The organism is Bradyrhizobium sp. HKCCYLRH1034, assembly GCF_051168375.1.
In the GTDB taxonomy this organism is placed as follows: Bacteria; Pseudomonadota; Alphaproteobacteria; order Rhizobiales; family Xanthobacteraceae; genus Bradyrhizobium.
Map to the genome: position 1 here is coordinate 182074 of NZ_JBNPUW010000003.1, position 24795 is coordinate 206868.

Consider the following 24795-nt stretch of genomic DNA (forward strand, 5'->3'; position numbering starts at 1 on the left):
GGGCGAGTGTCCCGGCCGCCCTGAGGCCTCCCCCTCGAGCCCCCTCTTCTCAACAAGGATTTTCCATGACCACGTCGTTCCCGGTTACGAAAACCGGCCTGCGCCTCGGCCTTGCCACCGCTCTCGCCGGAAGTCTCGCGTTGTCCCTGCTTGCCGCGCCCGCACGCGCCGCCGACGATGCCAACCCGGTGCTGGCCAAGGTGAACGGCGCCGAGATCCGCAAGAGCGACGTGACGCTCGCCGAGGAGGAGCTCGGACAGAGCCTCGCGCAGATGGATCCGGCGACCAAGGACGAGAACGTGCTGTCGTTCCTGATCGACATGAAGCTGGTCGCCAAGGCGGCCGAGGACAAGAAGGTCGCCGACAGCGAGGAGTTCAAGAAGCGCCTCGCCTTCACCCGCAACCGGCTGCTGATGGACAGCCTGCTGGCCAGCGAGGGCAAGGCCGCGACCACGCCGGACGCGATGAAGAAGGTCTATGAGGAGGCCGCCAAGCAGATCGGTGGCGAGCAGGAGGTCCACGCCCGCCATATTCTGGTGGAGACCGAGGACGACGCCAAGGCCGTCAAGGCCGAGCTCGCCAAGGGCGCCGATTTCGCCGAACTCGCCAAGAAGAAGTCCAAGGATCCCGGCGCCTCGGACGGCGGCGACCTCGGCTTCTTTACCAAGGAGCAGATGGTGCCGGAATTCGCCAACGTCGCCTTCTCGCTGGAGCCGGGCAAGATCTCCGATCCGGTGAAGACCCAGTTCGGCTGGCACGTCATCAAGGTCGAGGAAAAGCGCAGCCGCAAGCCGCCGGAGTTCGACCAGGTCAAGGGCCAGATCGAGACCTACGTCACCCGCAAGGCCCAGGCCGACTACGTCGGCAAGCTGCGCGAGGCCGCCAAGATCGAGCGCCTGGACAAGCCGGCCGCCGACGCCGCCAAGCCGGCGGACGCGAAGCCGGCCGACGCGAAGCCGGCCGAGCCGGCGAAGAAGTAAGCGGCTCGGCTACTTGGCTTGAGACGGGACATGGTCGCGTCATAAATGGTGTCGTCCCGGCGAAAGCCGGGACCCATACCGCGTGATGTTTGAAACAGGCACGCGGCCGATACCGGGGCTCCCAACTGGACCCTGTGGTTATGGATCCCGGCGTTCGCCGGGATGACAGCAGTGGGTGCAGTGACATCCACTCCCACAACGACGACCGAGATGATACAGAGCGCTTCCCGCTCATTCCTGCCGGAAGCCTCTCCGATGTCCTCAGCCGTCTCCCCGCTCGCCCCCACCGATGTCCCCGACATGCCCGCCGTTGCGGGCGTCAAGCTCGCGACTGCGGCGGCCGGCATCCGCTACAAGAACCGCACCGACGTGCTGCTGGCGCTGCTCGATCCCGGCACCACCGTGGCCGGCGTGTTCACCCTGTCGAAATGCCCGTCGGCGCCGGTCGAATGGTGCCGGGCCAAGCTGAAGGGCGGCAAGGCGCGCGCGCTGGTGGTCAACTCCGGCAACGCCAACGCCTTCACCGGCAAGACCGGCAAGCAGTCGACGGCCCTGACGGCGGCGATCGCCGCCAAGGCGGTCGGCTGCAAGCAGGACGAGATCTTCCTCGCCTCGACCGGCGTGATCGGCGAGCCGCTGGATGCGACCAAGTTCGACGGCGTGCTCGAAGGGTTGGCGGGCACCGCGGCCCCTGAGGACTGGATGGGCGCAGCGCGCGCCATCATGACCACCGACACCTTCCCCAAGGTCGCCACCGCCACCGTCAAGCTCGGAAAGGCCAAGGTGACGATCAACGGCATGGCCAAGGGCGCCGGCATGATCGCGCCCGACATGGCGACGATGTTGTCGTTCATCTTCACCGATGCGCCGATTTCGGCCCCCGCGCTGCAGGCCCTGCTCAAGGCCGGCGTCGAGGACACCTTCAACGCGGTGACGATCGACGGCGACACCTCGACATCCGACACGCTGCTCGCCTTCGCCACCGGGGCCGCCGCGGCGAAGGGCGCACCGAAGATCAGCCGCGCCAGCGATCCGCGCGCGAAAGCGTTCGTGAAGGCGTTCAATGCCGTGCTGGCCGACCTCGCCGAGCAGGTCGCGCGCGACGGCGAGGGCGCCCGCAAGCTGGTCGAGATCATCGTCGAGGGCGCCAAGAGCAAGCCGTCGGCGCGCAGAATCGCGATGTCGATCGCCAACTCGCCGCTGGTCAAGACCGCGATCGCCGGCGAGGACGCCAATTGGGGCCGCGTCGTGATGGCCGTCGGCAAGGCCGGCGAGCCGGCCGACCGCGACAAGCTCTCGATCTCCTTCAACGGCATCCGCGTCGCATCGAAGGGCGCGCGCGATCCGTCCTATGACGAGACGGAAGTCTCCGAGGCGATGAAGGCGCAGAAGGTGCAGATCAAGGTGGCGCTCGGCCTCGGCAAGGGCCGCGACCGCGTGCTGACCTGCGACCTGACCAAGGAGTATGTCGCGATCAACGGCGACTACCGCTCGTAGCCGCCGGGATCAGAGCTGCTGGCTGACATGGACGGTGACCTCGACGCCCTTGGTCACCGGCCGATTGAGCATATCGGCCCCGTGCCGGACGTAGGCAAAGTGGTCTTCGCCGACGAAGCCCGGCTTCGAGACGTACACGACCTGCGCCCCCTGCACGGAGACCACGCCGTGGCTCGCAGCAGACAGCACGCGGACGCCGAAAATCGGTCCGCGCGAGTGCAGGACTGCGATGCTGCAGCGCTTGCCGGTTTTAGCGTACATGTGCCCTTGAGCCGTCTGGTTTTCCAGCGTCGAGAACGGCGGTACGATGCAATTGGCGGCCGAAGCCCCCGCCGAGAACGCCACAGTCAGCACACATGCCAGCGCAGCAGCCTTGATCACGCGAACCTCCCATCGGGTCGAGCACCCGATGGGATTTCACCTCAGGTCGTGACGGCGATCAACGCCATTTTTGATTGCAATCCGCGCCAACTCAACCCGCGATCCGTGCGTCGGCGACCGCCCTGTCGAACAATTTCTGCATCGCATCCGAGATGCCCTGGGTCGGCGACACCTCGAAATAGAACCCATCGGACGCGCACGCCTGCATGTTCTGCGCAATCTCGCTGTTCGGCGAGGGGCCGAACGGCCCCTTGTTGAACGGATCGATCCAGTTCATGTACCAGTTGTTCGTCGGCAGCTGCAGGTAGGTCGTGTAGAGCACGGCGATCTTGATGCCGCGGCTCTTCAGCGCCGTGCACAGCGCCGGATTGATCGGCGACTGGCAGCGGTTGCCGCCGGCCTTGGGCTTCAGGCACGCGGCATTGCTCTCGTCGGCGACGCCATCGGAGACGAAGAACAGGTATTTCAGCGGCGAACCCGACGTGCCGTCGCCCGGTGTCGCAATCTCGTTGTTGATCGCCGGCAACACGCTGGTGAACGGCGTATCCTTGTCTGCCGTATAGGAATCGTTGTTGCCATACACGCCCATCAGGTCGATGTTCCCGGCGGCACTCTTGGCGCTGGAGAGGCTCGACGAGAGCGAGAACAGCGACCGCAACCCGATCGTCTTCGACGCCGCACCGAAATCATAGATCGCCATGCGGAACTGGTTCGGATAGGTCTGGGTCTGCTGCGCCTTGTCCATCAGCTGCTGGGTGGCGCTGCGCAGCACGTCGATCCGGGTGGTGACGCCGATGCTCTTTGCGAGGTTATAGAAGTTGTTCGAATCGTTGTAGTCGTGGCAGGCAAAGGCGCAATAGCGGTTGCTGCCGTATCTTGAGTCCGATGTCGCATTGACCATCTTGGTCACGTCCGCCGGCGTCGCCGCCACGCCCATCGACGGCGAGTTGTCGAGCAGCAGGTAGAAGTCGATGTATTTCGGCATCGAGGCCTTGGCCGTCGACGAGCCCTGCAGGGTCATGGTCTTGAACCCGACGATGTTCATGAACATCATCGGCACGGTGGCCGTGAACGACACGGTGGCGCTCAGCACCGAGCCGGCCTTCTTCACCTCCGGCGTCAGGCTGGTCAGCGTATAGCCTGAGGTGCCCGACATGTTGCCGTTGAAGATCTTCGCCGCGTCGTCATTGCCGGCGGCGATCACGCCGTCCGAGGTCATCGTGCCTGCGGCGATGAAGGCCGGCGAGGTCCGGGACACCGCGCCGACCGAGGCGGCGTCGACCGCCGCCTGCAGTTTGGCGCGCATCTGGTTGGCGCGGCTGTAGTCGACGCCGCAGCCGACCGCGGTGATCAGCGGGACGCAGACGATCGCGAACGTCACCGCGACGTTGCCGCTGACGTCGCGCCGCAGGCGGCCGAGCAGGCTGGATAAAATTCGCATGAATGATGCCTAACAAACCATGAGGAGGCCATGGCGTTCACCCGTGAAAATACGCGGCCGGCCATTAAGGTTGGCTTATTTCGACCGTGGAAACCGGGCTCGAAACGGCCTAGGTTAAGATTCCCTCAACAGGCGCACTTGGTTCTCGTACCGGCGCATCCCTCTCAAACCGATCGGACCATGCCCGACCTGAAACTCACGCTCGTGGTCGCCTGCGCGCTCGTCGACGCCGACAATCGTGTGCTGCTGGCGCAGCGGCCGCCCGGCAAGACGCTCGCGGGACTCTGGGAGTTTCCCGGCGGCAAGCTCGAGCCCGGCGAGCGCCCCGAAGCCAGCCTGATCCGCGAGCTCGACGAGGAGCTCGGCATCATCGTGCGCGAGGCCTGTCTCGCGCCGCTGACGTTTGCCAGCCACGGCTATGAGACGTTCCATCTGTTGATGCCGCTCTACATCTGCCGGCGCTGGGAAGGCGTGGTCACCGCGCGCGAGGGACAGCAACTGGCCTGGGTGCGGCCGAACAAGCTGCGCGACTACCCGATGCCCCCGGCGGACATTCCGCTGCTGCCGCATCTGATCGATCTGTTGATGTGAGGCGCCGCGATAGCCTCACGCTCACTCGTCATGCGCGGGCTTGACCCGCCTGCGGGGCCGTAGCCCCTTCGGCGCGGCGAAGGCCCGCGCATCCATCTACATTTCGGACTCTTCGAGAGGGATGGATCGCCGGGTCAAGCCCGGCGATGACGAGCGGTTTTATTCCTCGCGCGGGCTCCGCTTCACTGCCGCCTCGAGGCTCGTCGTCGCCGAGCCCGGCTTCAGCGGCTTCTGCTGGCTCTCGTGCGGGGCCCAGCCGGAGATCCAGATGATGTCGAAGGTGGCGCGGATGCGGCCGTCGGGATCGGCGAAGCGCTCGGCATAGATCTCGGCCATGCGCAGCAGGGTGGCGCGGCGCGTCGGCGTGCGACGGCGCTCGACCAGGCTGTTGGTCGCGCCCATGCGGCGGAGATCCTGCATCAGGCCGAGCGCGCTGGCATAGCGGACCACGACGCGGTCGACGTCGGTGACGGGTAGCGCGAAGCCGGCACGCTGCAGCAGACCGCCGATGTCGCGCAGATCGGCGAACGGCGCGACACGCGGCGAGACGCCGCCCTCGCATTCGGCTTCGGCCGCCGCGAAGCTCTGCCGGAGCTCGGTCAGCGTATCGCCGCCGATCAGCGCCGCCAGCAGCAGACCATCGGGCCGCAAGGCCCGGCGAATCTGCACCAGCAGTCCGGGCAGATCGTTGACGAATTGAAACGCCAGCGCCGACAGCGCGAGATCGAGCGATTGCGCGGCCAACGGCAGCCGCTCGTCCGCGGTGGCGGGCGCGGCGATATGCGCGAGCTGCGAGAGGCGTCCCGAAAGATACGGCTTCAAGCCGGCGGCCGGCGTCCAGACGTCGGCAGCCGCGGTGAAGGACCGGTTCACCGCGGCAAGGCGATCCGCGATATCTTCGGCGACGCGCTCCAGCAGGAAGGTCTCGGGCGCGCGCGCAGCCCGCCGCAGCCTGAGCGCGAGCAAGCTGCGATCGAACAGAACGGGAGCGGTGACGGGCTGAGTCATGGGGGCTGGTTACGCCGATCCTGGTGGCCGGGCAATGCACCGCTTGAGCCGCGTGGGTTGCGGCGCTAGCCTCAACACATGGGTGTGACGTTTGCTCCAATCAGCGTCGGACGACTTCGTGCAGCCGTGGGCGCGCTGCATGGCAGTCTCGCGCGCGTTGCGAAGCTCGCACTCGACGTCGCGCTTCCCACCCTGTGCATCTGCTGCCGCGAGCCGGTCGACGGCGAGGGCGTGTGTGCGGCCTGCTGGGGCAAATTGTCGTTCATCGAGCGGCCGTATTGCCCGAAGCTCGGCATCCCCTTCGTCTACGATCCGGGCCCCGAGCTGCTGTCGATGGAAGCCATCGCGGCGCCACCGGCCTATGCCCGCGCCCGCGCCGCCGTGCGCTATGACGAGGTCGCCCGCGCGCTGGTGCATCAGCTGAAATATCAGGACCGCACTGATCTGGCGCCGATCATGGGCCGCTGGATGGCGCGCGCCGGCCGCGAGCTGCTGGCCGAGGCCGACCTCGTGGTGCCCGTGCCGCTGCATTGGCGGCGCGGCTTTTCCCGCCGCTACAACCAGTCCGGCGCGCTGGCGCGGGCGGTCGCCCGGTCCAGCGGCGTCCGCATGCAGGGTGATGCGCTGCGCCGCGTGCGGGCGACCGAGCAGCAGGTCGGGTTGTCGCGCGCCCAGCGCACCAGCAATGTGCAGGGCGCATTCCAGGTATCTTCAGACCGCCTGCATGACGTGCAGGGGCGCCGCATCGTCATCGTCGACGACGTGCTGACCACCGGCGCGACGGTGGATGCCTGCGCCCGCGCTCTGCTGCGCGCCAAGGCGGCCGAGGTCAGCGTGCTGGTTTTCGCCCGGGTTGTCGATGCGCCCCGCGCTCCCATATAATCTGTCGTTCTGAAACAGCTGAGCGCGACATGACCGCTGCGATCGAAATCTATACCCGTCCGGGGTGCGGCTACTGCACGGCCGCCAAATCGCTTCTGACCCGCAAGAACGTTGCCTTCACCGAGCATGACGCGGGCAAGGATCCGACAATTCGGCAGAAGATGTATGATCGTGTCGGCCCGGGCTCGACCTTTCCGCAGATCTTCATCGGCCACACCCATGTCGGCGGCTGCGACGACCTCTATGCGCTCGATCGCGAGGGCCGGCTCGACGCCATGCTGGCGGGAGACAAGGCGACATCATGAGCAACGACCGCAGCTTTACCGCCGCCATGGTGCAGATGCGCACCTCGCTCCTGCCCGAGCCGAGCCTCGAGCAGGGCATCAGGCTGATCCGGGAAGCGGTCGCGCAGGGCGCGGAGTACGTCCAGACGCCGGAAGTGAGCAACATGATGCAGCTCAACCGGACGGCGCTGTTCGAGCAGCTCAAGAGCGAGGCGGACGATCCCTCTCTCAAAGCCTATCAGGTGCTCGCCAAGGAGCTGGGCATCCATCTGCACATCGGGTCGCTGGCGCTGCGCTTCTCGGCAGACAAGGCCGTGAACCGCTCCTTCCTGATCGGCCCCGAGGGCAACGTCCTGGCGAGCTACGACAAGATCCACATGTTCGACATCGATCTGCCGGGCGGTGAGAGCTATCGCGAGTCCGCCAACTATCAGCCGGGCGAGACGGCCGTGATCTCGGATCTGCCCTGGGGTCGTCTGGGGCTGACGATCTGCTACGACGTGCGCTTCCCGGCGCTGTATCGCGCGCTGGCCGAGAGCGGCGCCTCCTTCATCAGCGTGCCCTCCGCCTTCACCCGCAAGACCGGCGAGGCGCACTGGCACACGCTGCTGCGCGCCCGCGCCATCGAGACGGGATGCTTCGTGTTCGCCGCCGCCCAGTGCGGCCTGCACGAGAACAAGCGCGAGACCTTCGGCCACTCGCTGATCATCGATCCATGGGGCGAGATTCTCGCCGAGGGCGGCGTCGAGCCCGGCGTGATCATGGCGCGCATCGATCCGTCGCGGGTCGAGAGCGTGCGCCAGACCATTCCTTCGCTGCAGCACGGCCGCCGGTTCGGCATCGCCGACCCCAACGCGGGTCCGGACTATCTGCACCTGGTGCGGGGCTCGGCATGATCCGCTATGCGCTGCGCTGCGAGCGTGACCATACGTTCGAAAGCTGGTTCCAGAGCTCCTCGGCCTACGATTCGCAGGTGAAGCGCAAGCTGGTGGAATGCCCGACCTGCGGCTCGACCAAGGTCGAGAAGGCTATCATGGCGCCGCGCATCGTCAGCAAGAAGGGCCGCGAGGCCGTGCCGGTACCGGCCTCACCGACGCCAGCGCAGGAAGTGATTCCGCCGGGATCGACCGCGCTGATGATGGCGCAGGAGCGCGAGCTGCGCGCCAAGCTCAAGGAGCTGCGCGACCACATCGTCAAGAACGCCGACGATGTCGGCGAACGATTCCCGACCGAAGCCCGCAAGATGCATTACGGCGAGACCGAGCACCGGCCGATCTATGGCGAGGCCTCGCTCGACGAGGCCCGCGAACTGATCGAGGAAGGCATCGAGGTCGCGCCGATCCCGGTGCTGCCGGACGACCGGAATTGAGCAATAGAGACGCCCTCTCCGTCATTGCGAGCGAAGCGAAGCAATCCAGCGCCGGGCAAAGATTCTGGATTGCTTCGCTTCGCTCGCAACGACGGGAGAGAGATCTCGGCCTGCACTCTCTCTTTCGCCGGTGTGACGACATGTCCCCCCTCTCCTCGTCCTGGCAGCTCTGGGCCCTCCTCTCCGCGCTGTTCGCGGCCCTCACCGCCATCTTCGCCAAGGTTGGCGTCGAAGGTCTCAACTCCGATCTTGCCACGCTGATCCGCACCGCGATCGTGCTGGTGACGCTGGCGCTGATCCTGTTTGCGACGGGCCAGCTCACCAGCCCGGGACCGATCTCGACCAAGAGCTGGGTGTTCCTGACGCTGTCGGCGCTCGGCACCGGCGCCTCGTGGCTGTGCTACTTCCGCGCCTTGAAGCTCGGACCAGCGACGCTGGTCGCGCCGATCGACAAGCTCAGCGTCGTGCTGGTCGCCTTGTTCGGCGTCGTGTTTCTCGGCGAACGACCGAGCCTGCAGGGCTGGATCGGCATCGCGCTGATCGCGGCCGGCGCCGTGCTGATCGCGATCAAGGGCTGACTACACGGCGACCAGCAGCGCCACGCCGGCGACGATCAGCGTGATGCCGCCGATCTCGCGCAGCGAAACCGGCTGCTTGAACGAATAGTACGACACGCCCTGCGCGAACAGTACCTCGATCAGCGCGAGCGTGCGGACGTTGGCGGCCGCGGTCAGCGCGAACGCCAGGAACCAGAATTGCGACGCGAAGGCGCCGACGAAGCCGGCCATCATCGACGGCCGCCACAGCGACAGGATTCCGCGCAGGATGTCGGGCGCGCGCGCCAGCAGATAGACGGTGAGGAGCGCCGTCTGCACGAATAGGCCCCAGACCAGCGTGTACGACGCGGCGGTGACGAAGGACACGCCGTCGACGGTGATGATGGCGCCGCGGAAGCCGACGGCCGACAAGGCGAACGACGCCGCGGCAACCAGGCCGGTTACGGTCGGCCTCAACTCGGCAAAGCTCTTCTCACCGCCGGGCCTGAGGGCGGTGATGACGACGCCGATGGTGGCGATCAGGATCGCGATCACCTTTGGAAGCGAGAGCGGATCGCCGAGAAAGATGAAGCCGAAGATCGCGGTCTGGATCGCCTCGGTCTTCAGATAGGCCGTGGTGACGACGAAGGAGCGGTCGGTCATCGCCAGCAGCATCAGCCCGGTGGCGATGATCTGGCTGAGCGCACCGAGCAGCAGCCACGGCCAGAACACCGCCGGCGGCCACGGCAGGTGGTCGCCGGTGGCCAGCAGCACCGCGGTCAGGAACACCAGCGAGAACGGAAAGCCGAACAGGAAGCGGATATTGGTCGCGCCCCAGGTGCCGAGCTTCGCCGTCAGCGACCGCTGCATCGCATTGCGCGCGACCTGGCCAGCGGCGGCGACCAGCGTGAAGGGAATCCAGAGCGAGGTGATGGGGAGCATGCGGCACAATGCAGTAGTGAGATTGGCACCGTGACGACCACGGGGCGCTGGGTCAACAGCGGTGAGGCGGTTCAGCCGCATGTCAGGATTGCAGCTCTCGCCGGAAGGGCCAGGACGGATTGCGTCTTGTGGTAACCTCGCGCCACACATCCGGTGTCGTCCCTGCGAACGCAGGGACCCATAACCACCGGCTTCAATTGGGTTAGGCGATCCATCCACGCGATGGTGCGGCGATGTACTATGTCTATATTCTCGCCAGCGGCCGTCACGGTACGCTGTACATCGGTGTGACCAACTCGTTACGGACGCGGCTCGAGCAGCATCGCAAGGGCGAAGGCTCGGAGTTCGTGAAGAAGTACGGGGTGTTTCGGCTGGTCTACGTCGAAATCTACACTGTTGCTGCGGAAGCGGTCACCCGCGAGAAGCAGCTCAAGCGCTGGAAGCGTGATTGGAAAATCGAACTGATCGAGCGCGACAATCTTGAATGGCGCGATCTCAGCGACCTGATCTCCTAGCGTGCCTCAAACCCCTCCCTGTGGTTATGGGTCCCTGCGTTCGCAGGGACGACACCGGTTATGGAGCGGCAGACGGGTCAAGCCGATGAATGGCCGCGCGCGCTACACCATCTGCTCGGCGACCATCATGTAGTTCACGTCCATGTCGGTCGACAGGCTCCAGCGGTCGGCGAACGGGCTGTAGACCACGCCGCTCTGCTCGGTGATGACCAGACGGTTGTCGAGCAGGTATTTGGTCAGCTCGTCCGGCGTGACGAACTTGCTCCACTCATGCGTGCCGCGCGGCAGCCAGCGCAGCACGTATTCGGCGCCGACGATGGCGAGCGCAAAGCTCTTCCAGTTGCGGTTGAGGGTCGAGACCACCATCATGCCGCCCGGCTTCAGCACCGCGGCACAGCGGCCGAGGAAGGCGCTGACGTCGGTGACGTGCTCGACGACCTCCATCGCCAGCACGATGTCGAAGCGCTCGCGCGGGTCCATCTCCTCGATCGTGGTGCAGCGGTAGTCGATCGACAGATGACCCTTCTCGGCATGCAGCCTGGCGGCGGCAATGTTGCTGGCCGAGGGGTCGACGCCGACGACCTGCGCGCCCAGCCGCGTGAACGGCTCGCACAGCAGTCCCGCGCCGCAGCCGATGTCGAGCATGCGCAGCCCCGACAGGCAGTTGAGGCTCTTGGCGTTGCGCTCGAATTTCCGGCAGGCGGCATCGCGGATATAGGTCAGGCGCAGCGGGTTGATCTTGTGCAGGGGCGCCATCTTGCCCTTGGGGTCCCACCACGTCTCGGACAGTTTGGAGAACTTCGCGATCTCGGCCGGATCGACGGTCGAGCCGGAGGGAACAGAAGTGCTGCGGGAATCCTGAGGCATTGTCATCGCTGAATACTCAATGATCGAAGCTGCGGCGCCGTACCGGGCTAACGCGCCGTGATGGCGTTCCGGAACGCCAGCGGCTCCGCGATGGTCGAAATGGTTTCCTTGCCCTCGCCCACACCCAAGATGGTGACATCGCCGTAATTGAGAACCCGTCCCATGATGGTCTGGTTGACGTCGACGCTCTCGACCTTGTCGAGAGCCATCTCGAAGGTACGGCGCTTGATGAAACCGGTTTTGTGCACGACACGGCGATTGGTGACGTCCGTCTCGGTGGTGAGGCGATGGAACCAGGCCCGAACCGTCCAATACAGGGCAACAATGGCGATGACGGCGGCGGTGGCCAGGCACAGCATGACCAGATTGTCGTTCACGGTCATGCGGGAGAGGACGAGCAATCCAAACACGACGATCCAGGCCCCGATCGCCGGCAGGTAGAACATCCAATGTGCATTGGTCGAATACAGCACCTTCTCGCCGGGTTGCAGGATTTCGTCGATGTAACGCGCCATTCCAAAGCCTCTACCTGACCCTGTCACCACAAGGAACCGTCTTGCCCCCAGCCGCGGCGCTATGTATACGCGCGTTTCGGCTGGCGCGCCTCCGGTTTCGCGCCCAGCCGGTCAACTTATCCTCCTGATGGGAATGAGCGCGTCGTCATGGGTCGCCTCGTGCTGAAATTCGGCGGCACATCCGTCGCCAACATCGACCGCATCCGCAACGTCGCGCGCCACGTCAAGCGCGAGGTCGACGCCGGTCATGAGGTCGCCGTCGTGGTCTCGGCCATGTCCGGCAAGACCAACGAACTGGTCGCCTGGTGCACCGAGGCGTCGCCGATGCACGATGCGCGTGAATACGATGCCGTCGTGGCCTCGGGCGAGCAGGTCACGTCCGGCCTGCTGGCGATCGTGCTGCAGAGCATGGGCATCCAGGCCCGCTCGTGGCAGGGCTGGCAGATCCCGATCAAGACCAGCGATGCCCATGCCTCGGCGCGAATCGTCGATATCGACGGCTCCGAGCTGATCCAGCGCTTTCGCGACCGCAAGGAGGTCGCGGTCATCGCCGGCTTCCAGGGCATCAACGCCGAAACCGGGCGAATCACCACGCTCGGCCGCGGCGGCTCGGACACCTCCGCGGTGGCGATCGCGGCCGCCATCAAGGCCGACCGCTGCGACATCTATACCGACGTCGACGGCGTCTATACCACCGACCCCCGGGTGGTGCCGAAGGCCAAGCGGCTCGACAAGATCGCCTTCGAGGACATGCTGGAGCTGGCGTCGCAGGGTGCCAAGGTGCTGCAGGTCCGTTCGGTGGAACTGGGCATGGTGCACAACATGCCGATCTTCGTCCGCTCCTCATTCGACAAGCCCGAGGATATCGACCCGCACGCCAACCAGCCGCCGGGGACGCTGATCTGCAGCGAGGAACAAATCATGGAAAATCACGTCGTGACCGGCATCGCCTTCTCCAAGGACGAGGCCCAGATCTCGGTGCGCCAGATCGAGGACAAGCCGGGCGTCGCCGCCTCGATCTTCGGACCACTGGCGGATGCCAATATCAACGTCGACATGATCGTCCAGAACGTCTCCGAAGACGGCAAGACCACCGATCTCACCTTCACGGTGCCGGCCACCGATTACAATCGCGCGCGCGAGACCATCACCGCGGCCAAGGACAGGATCGGCTATCAGCGCCTGGATACCGCGACCGACGTCGCCAAGGTTTCGGTGATCGGATCGGGCATGCGCAGCCATGCCGGCGTCGCCGCCAAGGGATTCGCCGCGCTCGCCGCCCGCAACATCAACATTCGCGCGATCACGACCTCCGAGATCAAGTTCTCGGTGCTGATCGACGCCGCCTACACCGAGCTCGCCGTCCGCACGCTGCATACGCTCTACGGACTGGACCAGGCCTAGAAAATCCTCCTCCGCGACCACACCTGTCCCGTTCTGTGACAGCGGGACGGGCCGGAGATCGTTCGAAAGCCGTTGACGCCGCCCGCGGTGGCAGGCGTTTTGCTTGGCAAAACAAGCCCTAATTCGCTATACGCCATCGCAGGATGGCAGCCGCAAACTGCGCTCCAGTGAAGGTTGTTCTGGTTCGGGCCGGCACTCTGAGCGTGCGATAGTGCCGAATCGAGAAAGCTGTTCGATGCCGCGAGTTTAGCGCCAGATCCGGCCGCGTGCCGGGCTGGCCCCAGGAAGGGGGATTGTGCCACATGCGAAGCGCGTCGGGAGGCCCCCGCGTCCTGCTCAGACGGCTTCGCGAGACCATGGCGGAGCAGGTCTCGGCACAGGAGCGGCTCGACAAGATCGTGGTGCTGATCGCGGCCAACATGGTCGCGGAGGTCTGCTCGGTCTATGTGCTGCGCGTCGACAACACGCTCGAGCTCTATGCCACCGAAGGTCTGAACCGCGACGCCGTGCACATGACCGTGCTGAGCGCGCATGAAGGTCTCGTCGGCCTCGTCGCCAGCGAAGCGACGCCGCTCAACCTGAACGACGCGCAGAGCCATCCCGCCTTCTCGTATCGGCCGGAGACCGGCGAAGAGATCTACCACTCCTTCCTTGGCGTGCCGATCCTGCGCGCCGGCAACACGCTCGGCGTGCTGGTGGTGCAGAACCGAGCCAAGCGCACCTATGTCGAGGAAGAGGTCGAGGCGCTGCAGACCACCGCGATGGTGCTCGCCGAGATGATCGCCTCCGGCGAGCTCGCAGCACTGGCGCAGCCCGGCGCCGAGCCGGCGGCGCGGCACTCGATCCACAAGACCGGCACGGTGCTGTCCGATGGCATCGCGCTCGGCCATGTCGTGCTGCACGAGCCGCGCGTCGTCATCAACAACTACATCGCCGAGGACCTGCCCAAGGAGATCAAGCGGCTCGACGCCGCGCTGCTCAAGCTGCGCGCCGACCTCGACCGCATGCTGGAGCGCGGCGACGTCGCCGATGGCGGCGAGCACCGCGAGGTGCTCGAAGCCTATCGCATGTTCGCCAACGACCAGGGCTGGTCGCACAAGCTGCACGAGGCGGTGGCGACCGGCCTCACGGCGGAAGCCGCCGTCGAGCGCGTGCAGTCGGACACCCGCGCCCGCATGCTGCGCTCGACCGATCCGTATCTGCGCGAGCGGCTGCACGACCTCGAGGATCTCGGCTACCGGCTGCTACGTCAGCTCGTCGGCCAGGACCACGCGCCGCGGCGCGAGCACCTGCCGGACAACGCCATCCTGATCGCACGCGCGATGGGTCCGGCGGCGCTGCTCGACTACGACCGCAAGCGGCTGCGCGGCCTCGTGCTCGAGGAAGGCACCGCCAATTCGCATGTCGCGATCGTGGCGCGCGCACTGGGCATTCCCGCCGTCGGCGAGGTGCCGAACGCGCCGGGCATCGCCGATCCCGGCGACGCCATCATCGTCGATGGCACCTCAGGCTCGATCTATGTGCGCCCGTCGTCGGAGATCGAATCCGCCTATGCCGAGCGGGTGCGCTTCCGCGCCCGCCGTCAGGCGCAATATGGCGAGCTGCGCAACAAGCCCTGCGTGACCAAGGACGGCCAGCCGGTCGAGCTGATGATCAATGCCGGCCTGGTCATCGACCTGCCGCACATCGAGGACACCGGCAGCGCCGGCATCGGCCTGTTCCGCACCGAGCTGCAATTCATGGTGTCCGCCAGCCTGCCGCGCTCGAGCGACCAGCTGGCGCTGTATCGCACGGTTCTCGACGCCGCCGGCCACAAGCCGGTCACGTTCCGCACCTTGGACATCGGCGGCGACAAGGCGCTGCCGTACATGGAGACCGTGATCGAGGAGAATCCGGCGCTCGGCTGGCGCGCGATCCGCCTCGGCCTCGACCGTCCGGGCCTGCTGCGCGGCCAGATCCGGGCGCTGCTGCGCGCCGGCGGCGGCCGCTCGCTGCGCATCATGTTCCCGATGATCTCGGAAGTCGCCGAGTTCGACACGGCGAAAGCGATCGTCGAGCGCGAGCTGACCTATCTACGCCAGCACGGCCACACGCTTCCGGAACGCGTCGACGTCGGCACCATGCTCGAGGTCCCGGCGCTGCTGTACCAGCTCGACGAGCTGCTTTCGAAGGTCGACTTCATCTCGGTCGGCTCGAACGACCTGTTCCAGTTCCTGTTCGCGGTCGATCGCGGCAATGCCAAGGTCTCCGAGCGCTTCGACACGCTGTCGACGCCGATCCTGCGGGCGTTGCAGCAGATCGTGCACAAGGCCAAGGCCGCCAAGCGGTCGGTGTCACTGTGCGGCGAGATGGCCTCCAAGCCGATCGGCGCATTGGCACTGATCGCGCTCGGCTACCGCTCGCTGTCGTTGTCGGCCACCGCACACGGCCCTGTGAAGGCGATGATCCTCGAACTCGACGCCGGCAAGGCGGCGACGAAGATGGCCGAATGGCTGGCCGCGCCGGCCGGCAGCTTCTCGATGCGGCAGAAGCTGACCGAGTTCGCCGAGAGCGAAGGCCTCGCGCTGTAGCGGCTCTGTCGCGGCCTGCGCGTCTTCCGTTCGTATCGTTTGCTCCTAGAACAGATTGCATCATGTCGTCGCTTCCCCAAGCCAAACTGGATATCCTGCTCGCGCATCACGCCTCGCTCGAGGCGGAGCTGCTCGGCCAGGTCAATTCCGACCGCTACGTGCAGATCACCCGTGAGCTGGCCGAGCTCAATCCGCTGATCGACGCGGTCAAGGCCTATCGCGCCGGCGTCAAGGAGCTCGCCGACACTGAGGCGCTGATCGCCGATCCCGCCACCGATGCCGAAATGCGCGCGATGGCCGAGGCCGAGCGCGACGAGCTGATCGCGCGCCGCGGCGAGCTTGAGCAGAAGATCCGCGTCGCGCTGCTGCCGAAGGATGCGATGGACGACCGCAACGTCGTGCTCGAAATCCGCGCCGGCACCGGCGGCGACGAGGCCTCGTTGTTCGCCGGCGACCTGTTCCGGATGTATGAGCGCTTCGCCGCCCTGCAGGGCTGGAAGGTCGAGGTGGTCTCAGCCTCCGAAGGCACCGTCGGCGGCTACAAGGAGATCATCGCCGAGGTGCAGGGCCGCGGCGCGTTCGCCAAGCTGAAATTCGAATCCGGCGTGCACCGCGTGCAGCGCGTGCCCGATACCGAGACGCAGGGCCGCATCCACACCTCCGCGGCGACGGTCGCCGTGCTGCCCGAGGTCGAGGATGTCGACGTCGACATCAAGCCGGACGACCTGCGCATCGAGACCATGCGCGCGCAAGGCGCCGGCGGCCAGCACGTCAACAAGACGGAATCGGCGATCCGCATCACCCATATCCCGACCGGGATCGTCGTGATGATGCAGGACAGCCGCTCGCAGCACAAGAACCGCGCCTCCGCGATGAACATCCTGCGCTCGCGCATCTACGACGCCGAGCGGCAGAAGGTCGACGCGGCCCGCTCGGCCGAGCGCAAGGAGAAAGTCGGCTCGGGCGACCGCTCGGAGCGCATCCGCACCTATAATTTTCCGCAAGGGCGCGTCACCGACCACCGCATCAACCTGACGCTCTACAAGCTGCCGCAGGTGATCGCCGGCGAAGCGCTGGGCGAACTCATCGACGCGCTGACGACCGAGCACCAGGCCGCGCAGCTCGCCGCGCAAGGTGCTGCGGCGTGATGCGCACCGGCGCATTGCAGGAGGCGATGCGACGCTGCCCCGACACAAACGGTGTCGTCCCGGCGAACGCAGGGACCCCTAACCACCGGCCTTCGTGGCTGTCACAGAAGGCAACTCCGACCGCCCGTCCCGCCACGGCACGGCGTATGGCTCCCCGGTTTCGCGGGGATGACGCGTGGAGGGAGTTTGCGCGATGACCGGCCTCATCGCCGGCGTGACGATCGATGCCGCCCGCCGTGCCCTGGCCGCGCGCTTTGCAGATGCGGGCCTCGACTCGCCCGAGCTCGATGCGCGGCTGCTGGTCGGCCATGCGCTGCAGCTCGACCTCACCGGGCTCGTGATGCACGGGAGACGACAGCTCTCCCATGACGACGCGCAGCGCCTGGAAACGCTGGTGCAGCGCCGGCTGGCCGGCGAACCGGTCGCCCGCATCCTCGGCACCAAAGAGTTCTGGGGCCTGGACCTGCGATTGTCGGCCGACACGCTGGTGCCGCGGCCGGACACAGAGACTGTCGTCGAGCTGGCACTGGAACATCTCGCGGCCGGCGGCGACCTGAAGCGTCGCTTGCGCATCGCCGATCTCGGCACGGGCTCCGGCGCGATCCTGCTGGCGCTGCTGTCCGAGCTGCCGCGGGCCTTTGGACTCGGTACCGACATCAGCTTGGCCGCGCTGACCACCGCGCGGGATAATGCGCGCGCGCTCGGATTAGCCGACCGCGCCGGCTTCGTCGCCTGCTCCTACGCCGCAGCGCTGTCTGCGGGTTTCGACCTGATCGTGTCGAACCCGCCCTACATCCCATCGTCCGAGATCGGTGCGCTCGACGTCGAGGTGCGCACTCATGATCCGCTGCGCGCCCTGGACGGGGGCAAGGACGGGCTCGACGCCTACCGCGCGCTGATGCCGCAGGCGGCGGCCCTGCTGCGGCCGGACGGCGCTGTCATCGTGGAGGTCGGGCTTGGCCAGAGTGACGAGGTCGCTGCATTGATGGTGAGGGCTGGCCTGACGGCCGATTCCTCGACGATCCGGGCCGATCTGGCCGGTATTCCCCGAACCGTCATGGGCCTAAAAAAGCTCCGGTAAAGGTCGGGGAATGCAGAAAAAGCTCTTGGAATATCCCCCGGGAGCGACTACGTTCCATCCATAGCACCGGTGCAGGCCACGATGAGCGGTATTCACGGAACACCGCCGCGGTCAGATGCCAGAGAGCCGCGCCGGGCGATAGGTTCCAGAACGCAGATCTGCTGAGCGCGAGAGCCCGGATGGCTGCGCAGCCCGCGACTGCAAAGCGAACGAAAGCCTGACTTTGCACTTGAGGTCTTACGCTAAGCAAACTGGGTCGGTCGTGGCGCATGTCGCCTTGGCTGGCTGAATGACGTGGTTCGCCGGTCCCAGGGGCTGGCGGGTGGGGAACGCGTTTTGAACGCGCTTTTGTCGAGAGAATCGGCTGTCGATCACATCGGCATGGGTCAAACCGGCATGTCGGAACCGACATGGGTCGGATGGGACCATTTGGACCGCGCGCGAGGCGTCCGAGCCCGGCGAAGGTATTTCAATACACTCTCGGTATTCCGATAACAATCAGTGCTCAGACAATCGGTGCTCCTAACGCAGGGTTGGAATAAAGGCAGGACATGAGAAACGGTCAGAACAACAAGCGGATGCGCAACCGGAACAGCGGCGGTAACAACAACAATAACCGGCGCGGCCAGAATCCGCTGACCCGGGTGTTCGAGTCCAATGGACCGGACATCAAGATCCGCGGCACTGCCTCTCATGTCGCCGAGAAATATGTCCAGCTTGCCCGCGACGCCCGCTCTTCGGGTGACCCCGTAGCCGCCGAGAACTACTACCAGCACGCCGAGCATTATTTCCGCCTGATTGCCGCCGCGCAGGAGCAGTTCCGCCAGAATCAGCCGCAGCAGCCGCGCAACACCGAGGACCTGACCGTCGACGACCTCGACGATGACGGTGAGAGCTTCTCGCATTTCGGCCAGGAGCCCGGCTTCGTTCCGGCCCAGCCGCAGCCTCAGCCCCAACCCTTCATGCGCGACCGCGAAGGCGGCCAGCGCGAGCGCGGCGACAACCAGCCCTATCAGCGCGAGCAGCAGCCGCGCGAGCACCGCGAAGCGCGTGAGCATCGCGAGCCGCGCGAACACCGCGAGCCGCGGGAACACCGTGAACCCCGCGAACATCGCGAGCGGGAGCCGCGCGAGCACCGGGAGCGGCCGCAGCCCGTCCAGTACCAGCCGCAGCCGCAACCCCAGCCCGTCATCGCCGACAGCGGCGTCGATCGGCTGCCGTCCTTCATCACCGGTCCGCAGCCGCAGATCGCCAATCCCCCGGCCGCCTTCGAGGGCGCTGCCGAGCGCTATCCGCGGCGCCGCCGGCGTCCGCATGGTCCGCGCGCTGAAGCAGCCGCTGCTGCACCGGCGCCGAGCGAGGACCTCAATCCGGGCGAATAGTGATTACCCTCCATCATGACGAAACGGGTGGGCTCTGAGCCCACCCGTTTTTTTTGCGCGGGAAGCGCGCAGGAAAACGGCCCGGGATCATGCTTCGCGCGACGGCGGACCGACCTCGCGGCGACCGGCGCCACCAGATCCGGGGGCCGACGGTGACGGCGCCAGCACCGGTTCGAGCCGCGGGATCAGCCGGATGCGCTCACGGCGCGCCGGGATCACCCGGTAGACCTGCTTGGTCGCCTCCACGATGTGGACACCGGCGAACGGCAGCGACAGCGCCGCGCCGACTCGCTCCCAGGCCATCGCCGATTTCAGGAACCAGCCGCCGACCGGAGGCATGAACAGCGCCTCGCCCCAGCCGGTCGGCGTGAACCAGGTCTGCCGCAGCAGTTGCGTGATCTGCGAGCGCGAATAGGGCCGGCCATGGCCGAACGGCGTGTTGTCGGTCCGCGTCCAGACGCCGCGCCGGTTCGGGATCACGATGATCATGCGTCCCGCCGGCGCCAGCACCCGCCACATCTCGCGCAGCAGCCCGGCCGGGTCGTCCGACATCTCCAGCGCATGCACGATCAGGATGCGGTCGATCGCCGCATCGGGCAGCGGCAGCGAGAACTCGTCCACCAGCGAGGCCAGCGTCGGCCGCGCCGTCGGCCATTTCAGCACCCCCTGCGCCGCCGGCATGAAGGCGATGCAGCGTTCGGAATCCTCGCGGAACAGGCCGAGATAAGGCGTGGGATAGCCGACGCCGAGCACCCGCTGCCCGGCCGCGCTCGGCCAGCGCGCCCGGATACCGCGGTTGATCAAGAGCCGCGCGACGATCCCGAGGCGACCCGAATAGAAATTTCGCAGATCGATCACGTCCATGACGTCAATGTATCATGCGAGCGCGCGCTGCCGCGCGCCGAATATTGCGTTGCGCCTCCAGCGTTAACGCCATATCTCTGCGCGGGACATCGGAGGCCGCCCCGCAGCGCTGCGCCCGGGCTCCGCTTCCACGACCTTCTGGCATCGCGAGCGCGACTGTCGTGCCTCGCCCGGTCCCGCCGACGGAGACATCATGGCCGCCGACATCCGCGCCTTCACCTGCCTGTCCGACAATTTCGGCTATCTGATCCATGACCCGGCAACCGGTGCGACTGCCTCGATCGACGCCCCCGAGGCCGGACCGATCGTCCGGCAACTGGACGCCGAAGGCTGGACGCTCACCGACATCCTGATCACGCATCATCATCACGACCATGTCGGCGGCGTCGCCGAGCTCAAGCAGAAATATGGCTGCCGGGTGGTCGCACCCCACGACAAGACGACGGCGATCGCCAACGTCGATCTGCGAGTCGCCCATGGCGATGTCGTGAAGATCGGCGAGTTGCTCGCGCGGGTGCTGGAAACGCCGGGCCATACGCTCGACCACGTCTCCTACGTGTTCGATGCCGACAAGGCGCTGTTTGCGGCCGACACGCTGTTCTCGGTCGGCTGCGGCCGGGTGTTCGAGGGCACCTATCCGATGATGTGGGACTCGCTTCTCAAGCTGCGCGCGCTGCCGGACGACTTCCGGCTCTATTGCGGCCACGAATACACAGCCTCGAACGTCAAATTCGCCCTCACCGTCGACGGCGACAACGCGGCGCTGAAGGCTCGCGCCGAGGAGGTCACGCGGCTGCGTGCCGCCAACCGGCCGACCATTCCGTCGCTGCTGGGCGACGAGAAGACCGCCAACGTGTTCCTGCGCGCCGACGATCCGGCCGTCGCACTGCGGCTGCGCATGAAGGGCGCCAGCGCCGAGCAAGTGTTCGGCGAGCTGCGCGAGCGCAAGAACAAGTCGTAACGGCGAGGACGACGATGGCCACGCTCTCGGCTGCCGACATCATCGCGCGTCTCGGCCTGCAGCCTCATCCGGAGGGCGGACATTTTCGCGAGACCTTCCGCGATCCGGCCGTCGACGCCTCCGGCCGCGCCGCATCGACCTTGATCTATTTCCTGCTCGCGCGCGGCGAGCGTTCGCATTGGCACAGGGTCGACGCGGTCGAGACCTGGCACTTCTATGCCGGTGCGCCGCTGACCTTGCGGATCGCCGCCGAAGGCCAGGCGCCGCAAACGACGACGCTGGGCATCGACCTCGCAGCCGGCCAGCAGCCGCAGGCGGTGGTGCCCGCCCATGCCTGGCAGGCCGCCGAGAGCGCCGGCGATTGGACGCTCGTCGGCTGCACGGTGGCGCCGGGCTTCATGTTCGAAGGATTCGAGCTTGCGCCGCCCGGCTGGGAGCCGGAGGTCTGAGTCACGCGCTCGCGCCGGCGACCTTCGCGGCCGGCTCGGCGAAGCGCTGGCGCTCCTGGGCGAGGAAGCCGGAAATCGAGTCGGCCGGCATCGGCTTCGCGAAGTAGTAGCCCTGGATGTAGTCCGCGCCCAGACGCCGCAGGCTGTCGAGCTGCTCCTTGGTCTCGACACCCTCGACGACGCACGAAATTTCCATGTCGGCGCAGAGGCCGGTCAGCGACTTGATGATCTTGTGGCTGATCGGGTTGGCATTGACGTCGCTCACGAAACTGCGGTCGACCTTGAGCTTGTCGAGCGGCAGCCGGTGGACGTGACTGAGCGACGAGTAGCCGGTGCCGAAATCGTCCAGCGAGATGCCGCAACCGATCGCCTTCAATGCCGCGATCGACTGCTCGGCGCGGGCGAAGTCGAAGGTGACGGCGGTCTCGGTGATCTCGAACTCGATGCGGCGCGGCGGCACGCCGCTGGCATGGATGACCGCCAGCAGCGGCAGGACGCCATCCGGCGAACAGATGTCGTGCGCGGAGAGATTGAACGACACGCGAATGTCGTCCGGCCAGGTCCGCGCGGCGGCGAGCGCCTTGACCAGCAGACAACGCGTCAGGCTGCGGATGACGCCGATCCGCTCGGCGGCCGGGATGAAGCTTGCGGGCGACACCGTACCCAGCTTGGGGCTGTGCCAGCGCGCCAGGACCTCGAATCCGGTGGTGCGCGAATTCGTCGCGTCCATGATCGGCTGAAACGCCAGGTCCATCTCGGCGTCGAAATCGGCCGTGCGCAACAGGTGCTCGATCACGCTGCGGCTACGGATCTCCGCCTCGAGCTCGGTCGAGAAGATGATGGCCTGGCCGCGGGCGCGGCGCTTGGCGTGGTAGAGCGCATAGTCGGCGCATTCGTACAGCGCATCCGCAACCATGGCCGAGCGCGGATACAACGCAAAGCCGGTCGAGCACGACAGGCCGGTATGGGTCGTGTCGAACTGATAGGGCAGCTTGATGAGGTCGGTGATCTGCCGTCCGAGGTTGAGCAGATCGTCGTCCGTGGGATTGCCGGCGACCACCAGTCCGAACTCGTCGCCGCCGAGCCGGGCGAGATGGACCTGGCCGCCATGGCCGGCACAGGCGTCGCGGATGCGGCGCGCGGCCTCGATCAGCACGCGGTCGCCGACCGTGTGCCCATAGGTGTCGTTGATCGGCTTGAAGCCGTCGAGATCGATGATGCCGACGGCGAGCCGCGTGCCGTCCCGGTCGGCCTCGGCGAAAGCTTGCGTGAGCTCCGAGAAGAAGCGACGGCGATTGGGCAGATCGGTCAGCGAATCCAGATTGGCGAGGCGGAAGTTTTCATCCGACAGCGCTTGCGTCGCCGCCTGCTCCGCGAGCAGCGATTTGCGGCTGGCGACGAGCGCGGCGAAATCCCGATAATAGATGAACAGCACCGTGACCATCGCGCCGGACACGAGCAGCTGATTGACTGCGATCGCCCGCAGCGCGTGAACGCCCGTGGACATGAAGAAGATGACATAGGGCACGATGACCACGAGGGTCACGATCAGGGCTGCGGAGCGCAGGTGCATCAGGCAGAAGATGATGCCGATGACCGTGACCGCCATGTAGAACGCGACCTGCCCCTTGGCGAATGGATCGCCGTAGGGAAACAACGCGAAGGACCAGACGACGAACAGCGCCCCGATCGGGCCGGCAATCCGGTTGGTGACACGCAGGTTGCGCAGCACCTCGGCGTCGCTGCTGGCGGCCTCGCCCTGCCGCAGCCACCACAGCATGCGCGCGCCGGTAATCGTCGATAGCAACGCCGGCACGGAAATCGTGAGCCACGTCGGCGCCAGCGGCAGGAACGTGTAGGCGAGCGCCAGGCTGTTGGTGATGAGAATGAAATAGAGCAGCGGCACCTGCTTGGAGAACGCCTGGAACTGCGCGCGCGTCAGCTCGGGACTGTCGGCGGGAACGCGAAACAACTCCCCTGCGCGGGCCATGTAACGTCTCACGTCCGGCATTGCCGCCCCGTTGTCAGCACCATTTCGCAGGGACTATCGCTCAGCACGGGTAAAGGGCGGGTTAGGTGCAGACCGCGCCAAACTGTAATCGGCGGTTGTGAGCTACCGGCCGGCGCGCCGGTTTTGCGCACGGTTAAGTGCGCAGCAAGGATAGCCGCCGGATTCGGACCGCCGTGCCGAGTCAGCATGCGAGCCGGCCCCGCCTGACGTCGCTCGACCTGATGCGGTCAGCGCTTGCGCAGGAGGAACATGTCCTTGGCCGCGACCAGACCGCCGCCGGCAATCAGCAGTGCGGCCACCGCCAGGGTGGCGCTCGGCCGGGCATAGCCGGCAACGATCAGGAAAGCCGTCGACAGCAGCGGCGTCGCATAGGATGCGGCACCGAGCACGCGAATGTCTCCGCGCTTCATCCCGATGTCCCAGGCATAGAACGCGGCGCCAACCGGGCCGATGCCGAGACCGGCAACAGCGAGCCACTGCGTCGGGCCGTCGGGCCAGACCGTTCGCTCGACCGCAACATGGACCAGGGCCGCGAGCGCGGACGTCGCCATGCAGAAGCCGGCGACGGCATCGGTCGGCACCGCCTTCAGACGGCGCGAGAGCACCGAATAGATCGCCCACACGAACGCCGCGACGAAGGCGGCCGCGAGCCCCGGCAACTGGCTCGCAGCGAAGCTCGCACCGTTGCCGAGCAACAGCAGCGCGGTGCCGACAAGCCCGATCACGGCGCCGGTCACGTGATGAACCGCGAGCCGCTCCCCCGGCAGAAGCGCCGAAAATAGCACGATCAGCAGCGGCCAAAGATAGTTCAGCAGCCCGGCTTCTGCCGGCGGCGCGAAGCGCAGCGCCAGGAAGTACAGCGCGTGATAACCGAACAGCCCGCCGACGCCCACGGCCCACGCCGTCAGCGGCTGCCGCAGCACCCGTAGCCCGTCCGGTCGGCGGACCAGACTGAGCAGGCCGACCGCGCCGCCGATCGCGAAGGTCATCGCCGCAAGCTGGAAGGCGGGGATCGTGCCAGTTGCCACCGTCAACAAGGCGAGCAGCGACCACATCAGGATCGCGGTCAGACCGATCAGGGTCGCATTGCGCTGGGACATCAGGCGGCAGGCTCCGT

At 66.5% G+C, this 24795-nt stretch carries 25 protein-coding genes; 16 read left to right on the forward strand and 9 right to left on the reverse strand.

Going from position 1 to position 24795, the window contains the following annotated elements:
• Positions 1-65 precede the first annotated feature (65 nt).
• Both ACQR0W_RS07920 and argJ read left to right on the forward strand, forming a co-directional pair.
• Positions 66-980: a peptidylprolyl isomerase gene (locus tag ACQR0W_RS07920; RefSeq protein WP_315715204.1), complete on the forward strand. Its 915-nt coding sequence runs from the start codon at positions 66-68 to the stop codon at positions 978-980.
• A 255-nt stretch (positions 981-1235) separates the two neighbouring features.
• A complete protein-coding gene (gene argJ / locus ACQR0W_RS07925) occupies positions 1236-2477 on the forward strand; it encodes a bifunctional glutamate N-acetyltransferase/amino-acid acetyltransferase ArgJ (protein WP_315715203.1) in 1242 nt (413 codons plus the stop codon).
• A gap of 9 nt (positions 2478-2486) precedes the next feature.
• On the opposite strand, the gene ACQR0W_RS07930 is transcribed toward argJ, so the two are convergent.
• A complete protein-coding gene (locus ACQR0W_RS07930; protein WP_315751942.1) occupies positions 2487-2858 on the reverse strand; it encodes a hypothetical protein in 372 nt (123 codons plus the stop codon).
• A gap of 91 nt (positions 2859-2949) precedes the next feature.
• A complete protein-coding gene (locus ACQR0W_RS07935) occupies positions 2950-4299 on the reverse strand; it encodes a TadE/TadG family type IV pilus assembly protein (RefSeq protein ID WP_316186612.1) in 1350 nt (449 codons plus the stop codon).
• Positions 4300-4479: 180 nt separating this feature from the next.
• Between ACQR0W_RS07935 and ACQR0W_RS07940 the strand changes: the two genes are divergently transcribed.
• On the forward strand, positions 4480-4890 hold the full coding sequence (locus ACQR0W_RS07940) for a (deoxy)nucleoside triphosphate pyrophosphohydrolase (protein ID WP_316166260.1): 411 nt from the start codon (positions 4480-4482) through the stop codon (positions 4888-4890).
• Between the two features lie 159 nt (positions 4891-5049).
• Here ACQR0W_RS07940 and ACQR0W_RS07945 read toward each other — a convergent pair whose 3' ends face one another.
• Positions 5050-5898 (reverse strand): methyltransferase domain-containing protein, encoded by an 849-nt coding sequence (locus ACQR0W_RS07945; RefSeq protein WP_316170994.1) that lies wholly within the window; start codon positions 5896-5898, stop codon positions 5050-5052.
• A 78-nt stretch (positions 5899-5976) separates the two neighbouring features.
• Here ACQR0W_RS07945 and ACQR0W_RS07950 point away from each other — a divergent pair, with 78 nt between their 5' ends.
• The 5 genes from ACQR0W_RS07950 to ACQR0W_RS07970 all read left to right on the forward strand — a co-directional run bounded on the left by ACQR0W_RS07950 (position 5977) and on the right by ACQR0W_RS07970 (position 9011).
• Positions 5977-6780 carry a ComF family protein gene (locus ACQR0W_RS07950; protein WP_316170995.1) on the forward strand — a complete coding sequence of 268 codons (804 nt, stop codon included), beginning with the start codon at positions 5977-5979 and terminating at the stop codon, positions 6778-6780.
• 29 nt (positions 6781-6809) lie between these two features.
• Positions 6810-7085 (forward strand): glutaredoxin 3, encoded by a 276-nt coding sequence (grxC, locus tag ACQR0W_RS07955; RefSeq protein ID WP_315715197.1) that lies wholly within the window; start codon positions 6810-6812, stop codon positions 7083-7085.
• Positions 7082-7960 (forward strand): carbon-nitrogen hydrolase family protein, encoded by an 879-nt coding sequence (locus ACQR0W_RS07960; RefSeq protein WP_316170996.1) that lies wholly within the window; start codon positions 7082-7084, stop codon positions 7958-7960. The genes grxC and ACQR0W_RS07960 overlap by 4 nt, the downstream gene beginning before the upstream one ends.
• Positions 7957-8433 (forward strand): DUF1178 family protein, encoded by a 477-nt coding sequence (locus tag ACQR0W_RS07965; protein ID WP_315751936.1) that lies wholly within the window; start codon positions 7957-7959, stop codon positions 8431-8433. Before ACQR0W_RS07960 ends, ACQR0W_RS07965 begins: the two co-directional genes overlap by 4 nt.
• Positions 8434-8573: 140 nt before the next feature.
• On the forward strand, positions 8574-9011 hold the full coding sequence (locus ACQR0W_RS07970; RefSeq protein WP_315751935.1) for an EamA family transporter: 438 nt from the start codon (positions 8574-8576) through the stop codon (positions 9009-9011).
• On the opposite strand, the gene ACQR0W_RS07975 is transcribed toward ACQR0W_RS07970, so the two are convergent.
• Positions 9012-9911 carry a DMT family transporter gene (locus ACQR0W_RS07975; RefSeq protein ID WP_316170997.1) on the reverse strand — a complete coding sequence of 300 codons (900 nt, stop codon included), beginning with the start codon at positions 9909-9911 and terminating at the stop codon, positions 9012-9014.
• A gap of 233 nt (positions 9912-10144) precedes the next feature.
• Here ACQR0W_RS07975 and ACQR0W_RS07980 point away from each other — a divergent pair, with 233 nt between their 5' ends.
• Entirely contained in the window at positions 10145-10426 is a 282-nt protein-coding gene (locus ACQR0W_RS07980; protein WP_316170998.1) for a GIY-YIG nuclease family protein, read from the forward strand.
• 102 nt (positions 10427-10528) lie between these two features.
• On the opposite strand, the gene ubiG is transcribed toward ACQR0W_RS07980, so the two are convergent.
• Together ubiG and ACQR0W_RS07990 are read right to left on the reverse strand one after the other, a co-directional pair.
• Positions 10529-11293: a bifunctional 2-polyprenyl-6-hydroxyphenol methylase/3-demethylubiquinol 3-O-methyltransferase UbiG gene (gene ubiG, locus ACQR0W_RS07985; protein ID WP_409977941.1), complete on the reverse strand. Its 765-nt coding sequence runs from the start codon at positions 11291-11293 to the stop codon at positions 10529-10531.
• A gap of 47 nt (positions 11294-11340) precedes the next feature.
• Positions 11341-11808, reverse strand: coding sequence for a PH domain-containing protein (locus ACQR0W_RS07990; RefSeq protein ID WP_316166266.1), 468 nt, complete (start codon positions 11806-11808; stop codon positions 11341-11343).
• Between the two features lie 147 nt (positions 11809-11955).
• Between ACQR0W_RS07990 and ACQR0W_RS07995 the strand changes: the two genes are divergently transcribed.
• From ACQR0W_RS07995 to ACQR0W_RS08015, 5 genes are all read left to right on the forward strand, one after another.
• Positions 11956-13212 carry an aspartate kinase gene (locus ACQR0W_RS07995; protein WP_315715188.1) on the forward strand — a complete coding sequence of 419 codons (1257 nt, stop codon included), beginning with the start codon at positions 11956-11958 and terminating at the stop codon, positions 13210-13212.
• Between the two features lie 302 nt (positions 13213-13514).
• A complete protein-coding gene (ptsP, locus tag ACQR0W_RS08000; RefSeq protein WP_315715187.1) occupies positions 13515-15782 on the forward strand; it encodes a phosphoenolpyruvate--protein phosphotransferase in 2268 nt (755 codons plus the stop codon).
• A gap of 62 nt (positions 15783-15844) precedes the next feature.
• The gene (prfA, locus tag ACQR0W_RS08005) at positions 15845-16930 is read left to right on the forward strand and encodes a peptide chain release factor 1 (protein WP_315751933.1); all 1086 of its coding nucleotides are present in this window, start codon (positions 15845-15847) and stop codon (positions 16928-16930) included.
• A gap of 193 nt (positions 16931-17123) precedes the next feature.
• The gene (prmC, locus tag ACQR0W_RS08010; RefSeq protein ID WP_316171000.1) at positions 17124-18011 is read left to right on the forward strand and encodes a peptide chain release factor N(5)-glutamine methyltransferase; all 888 of its coding nucleotides are present in this window, start codon (positions 17124-17126) and stop codon (positions 18009-18011) included.
• Positions 18012-18562: 551 nt separating this feature from the next.
• The gene (locus tag ACQR0W_RS08015) at positions 18563-19393 is read left to right on the forward strand and encodes a DUF4167 domain-containing protein (protein WP_315751931.1); all 831 of its coding nucleotides are present in this window, start codon (positions 18563-18565) and stop codon (positions 19391-19393) included.
• Between the two features lie 87 nt (positions 19394-19480).
• Here ACQR0W_RS08015 and ACQR0W_RS08020 read toward each other — a convergent pair whose 3' ends face one another.
• Complete coding sequence (locus ACQR0W_RS08020; RefSeq protein WP_315751930.1) at positions 19481-20257, reverse strand: class I SAM-dependent methyltransferase; 777 nt, start codon at positions 20255-20257, stop codon at positions 19481-19483.
• Between the two features lie 193 nt (positions 20258-20450).
• Between ACQR0W_RS08020 and gloB the strand changes: the two genes are divergently transcribed.
• Entirely contained in the window at positions 20451-21218 is a 768-nt protein-coding gene (gene gloB, locus ACQR0W_RS08025; RefSeq protein ID WP_315715182.1) for a hydroxyacylglutathione hydrolase, read from the forward strand.
• A 14-nt stretch (positions 21219-21232) separates the two neighbouring features.
• Complete coding sequence (locus tag ACQR0W_RS08030; RefSeq protein WP_315715181.1) at positions 21233-21667, forward strand: cupin domain-containing protein; 435 nt, start codon at positions 21233-21235, stop codon at positions 21665-21667.
• Between the two features lies 1 nt (position 21668).
• Here ACQR0W_RS08030 and ACQR0W_RS08035 read toward each other — a convergent pair whose 3' ends face one another.
• Both ACQR0W_RS08035 and yddG read right to left on the reverse strand, forming a co-directional pair.
• On the reverse strand, positions 21669-23678 hold the full coding sequence (locus ACQR0W_RS08035) for a putative bifunctional diguanylate cyclase/phosphodiesterase (protein WP_316171001.1): 2010 nt from the start codon (positions 23676-23678) through the stop codon (positions 21669-21671).
• A gap of 227 nt (positions 23679-23905) precedes the next feature.
• Entirely contained in the window at positions 23906-24778 is an 873-nt protein-coding gene (gene yddG / locus ACQR0W_RS08040) for an aromatic amino acid exporter YddG (RefSeq protein WP_316171002.1), read from the reverse strand.
• Positions 24779-24795: the final 17 nt, after the last annotated feature.

Coding starts and splice junctions, on each gene's coding strand:
- ACQR0W_RS07920 (WP_315715204.1), top strand. CDS start 66: ATGACCACGTCGTTCCCGGTTACGAAAACCGGCCTGCGCCTCGGCCTT.
- argJ (WP_315715203.1), top strand. CDS start 1,236: ATGTCCTCAGCCGTCTCCCCGCTCGCCCCCACCGATGTCCCCGACATG.
- ACQR0W_RS07935 (WP_316186612.1), bottom strand. CDS start 4,299: ATGCGAATTTTATCCAGCCTGCTCGGCCGCCTGCGGCGCGACGTCAGC.
- ACQR0W_RS07940 (WP_316166260.1), top strand. CDS start 4,480: ATGCCCGACCTGAAACTCACGCTCGTGGTCGCCTGCGCGCTCGTCGAC.
- ACQR0W_RS07945 (WP_316170994.1), bottom strand. CDS start 5,898: ATGACTCAGCCCGTCACCGCTCCCGTTCTGTTCGATCGCAGCTTGCTC.
- ACQR0W_RS07950 (WP_316170995.1), top strand. CDS start 5,977: ATGGGTGTGACGTTTGCTCCAATCAGCGTCGGACGACTTCGTGCAGCC.
- grxC (WP_315715197.1), top strand. CDS start 6,810: ATGACCGCTGCGATCGAAATCTATACCCGTCCGGGGTGCGGCTACTGC.
- ACQR0W_RS07960 (WP_316170996.1), top strand. CDS start 7,082: ATGAGCAACGACCGCAGCTTTACCGCCGCCATGGTGCAGATGCGCACC.
- ACQR0W_RS07965 (WP_315751936.1), top strand. CDS start 7,957: ATGATCCGCTATGCGCTGCGCTGCGAGCGTGACCATACGTTCGAAAGC.
- ACQR0W_RS07970 (WP_315751935.1), top strand. CDS start 8,574: ATGTCCCCCCTCTCCTCGTCCTGGCAGCTCTGGGCCCTCCTCTCCGCG.
- ACQR0W_RS07975 (WP_316170997.1), bottom strand. CDS start 9,911: ATGCTCCCCATCACCTCGCTCTGGATTCCCTTCACGCTGGTCGCCGCC.
- ACQR0W_RS07980 (WP_316170998.1), top strand. CDS start 10,145: ATGTACTATGTCTATATTCTCGCCAGCGGCCGTCACGGTACGCTGTAC.
- ubiG (WP_409977941.1), bottom strand. CDS start 11,293: ATGCCTCAGGATTCCCGCAGCACTTCTGTTCCCTCCGGCTCGACCGTC.
- ACQR0W_RS07990 (WP_316166266.1), bottom strand. CDS start 11,808: ATGGCGCGTTACATCGACGAAATCCTGCAACCCGGCGAGAAGGTGCTG.
- ACQR0W_RS07995 (WP_315715188.1), top strand. CDS start 11,956: ATGGGTCGCCTCGTGCTGAAATTCGGCGGCACATCCGTCGCCAACATC.
- ptsP (WP_315715187.1), top strand. CDS start 13,515: ATGCGAAGCGCGTCGGGAGGCCCCCGCGTCCTGCTCAGACGGCTTCGC.
- prfA (WP_315751933.1), top strand. CDS start 15,845: ATGTCGTCGCTTCCCCAAGCCAAACTGGATATCCTGCTCGCGCATCAC.
- prmC (WP_316171000.1), top strand. CDS start 17,124: ATGACCGGCCTCATCGCCGGCGTGACGATCGATGCCGCCCGCCGTGCC.
- ACQR0W_RS08015 (WP_315751931.1), top strand. CDS start 18,563: ATGAGAAACGGTCAGAACAACAAGCGGATGCGCAACCGGAACAGCGGC.
- ACQR0W_RS08020 (WP_315751930.1), bottom strand. CDS start 20,257: ATGGACGTGATCGATCTGCGAAATTTCTATTCGGGTCGCCTCGGGATC.
- gloB (WP_315715182.1), top strand. CDS start 20,451: ATGGCCGCCGACATCCGCGCCTTCACCTGCCTGTCCGACAATTTCGGC.
- ACQR0W_RS08030 (WP_315715181.1), top strand. CDS start 21,233: ATGGCCACGCTCTCGGCTGCCGACATCATCGCGCGTCTCGGCCTGCAG.
- ACQR0W_RS08035 (WP_316171001.1), bottom strand. CDS start 23,678: ATGCCGGACGTGAGACGTTACATGGCCCGCGCAGGGGAGTTGTTTCGC.
- yddG (WP_316171002.1), bottom strand. CDS start 24,778: ATGTCCCAGCGCAATGCGACCCTGATCGGTCTGACCGCGATCCTGATG.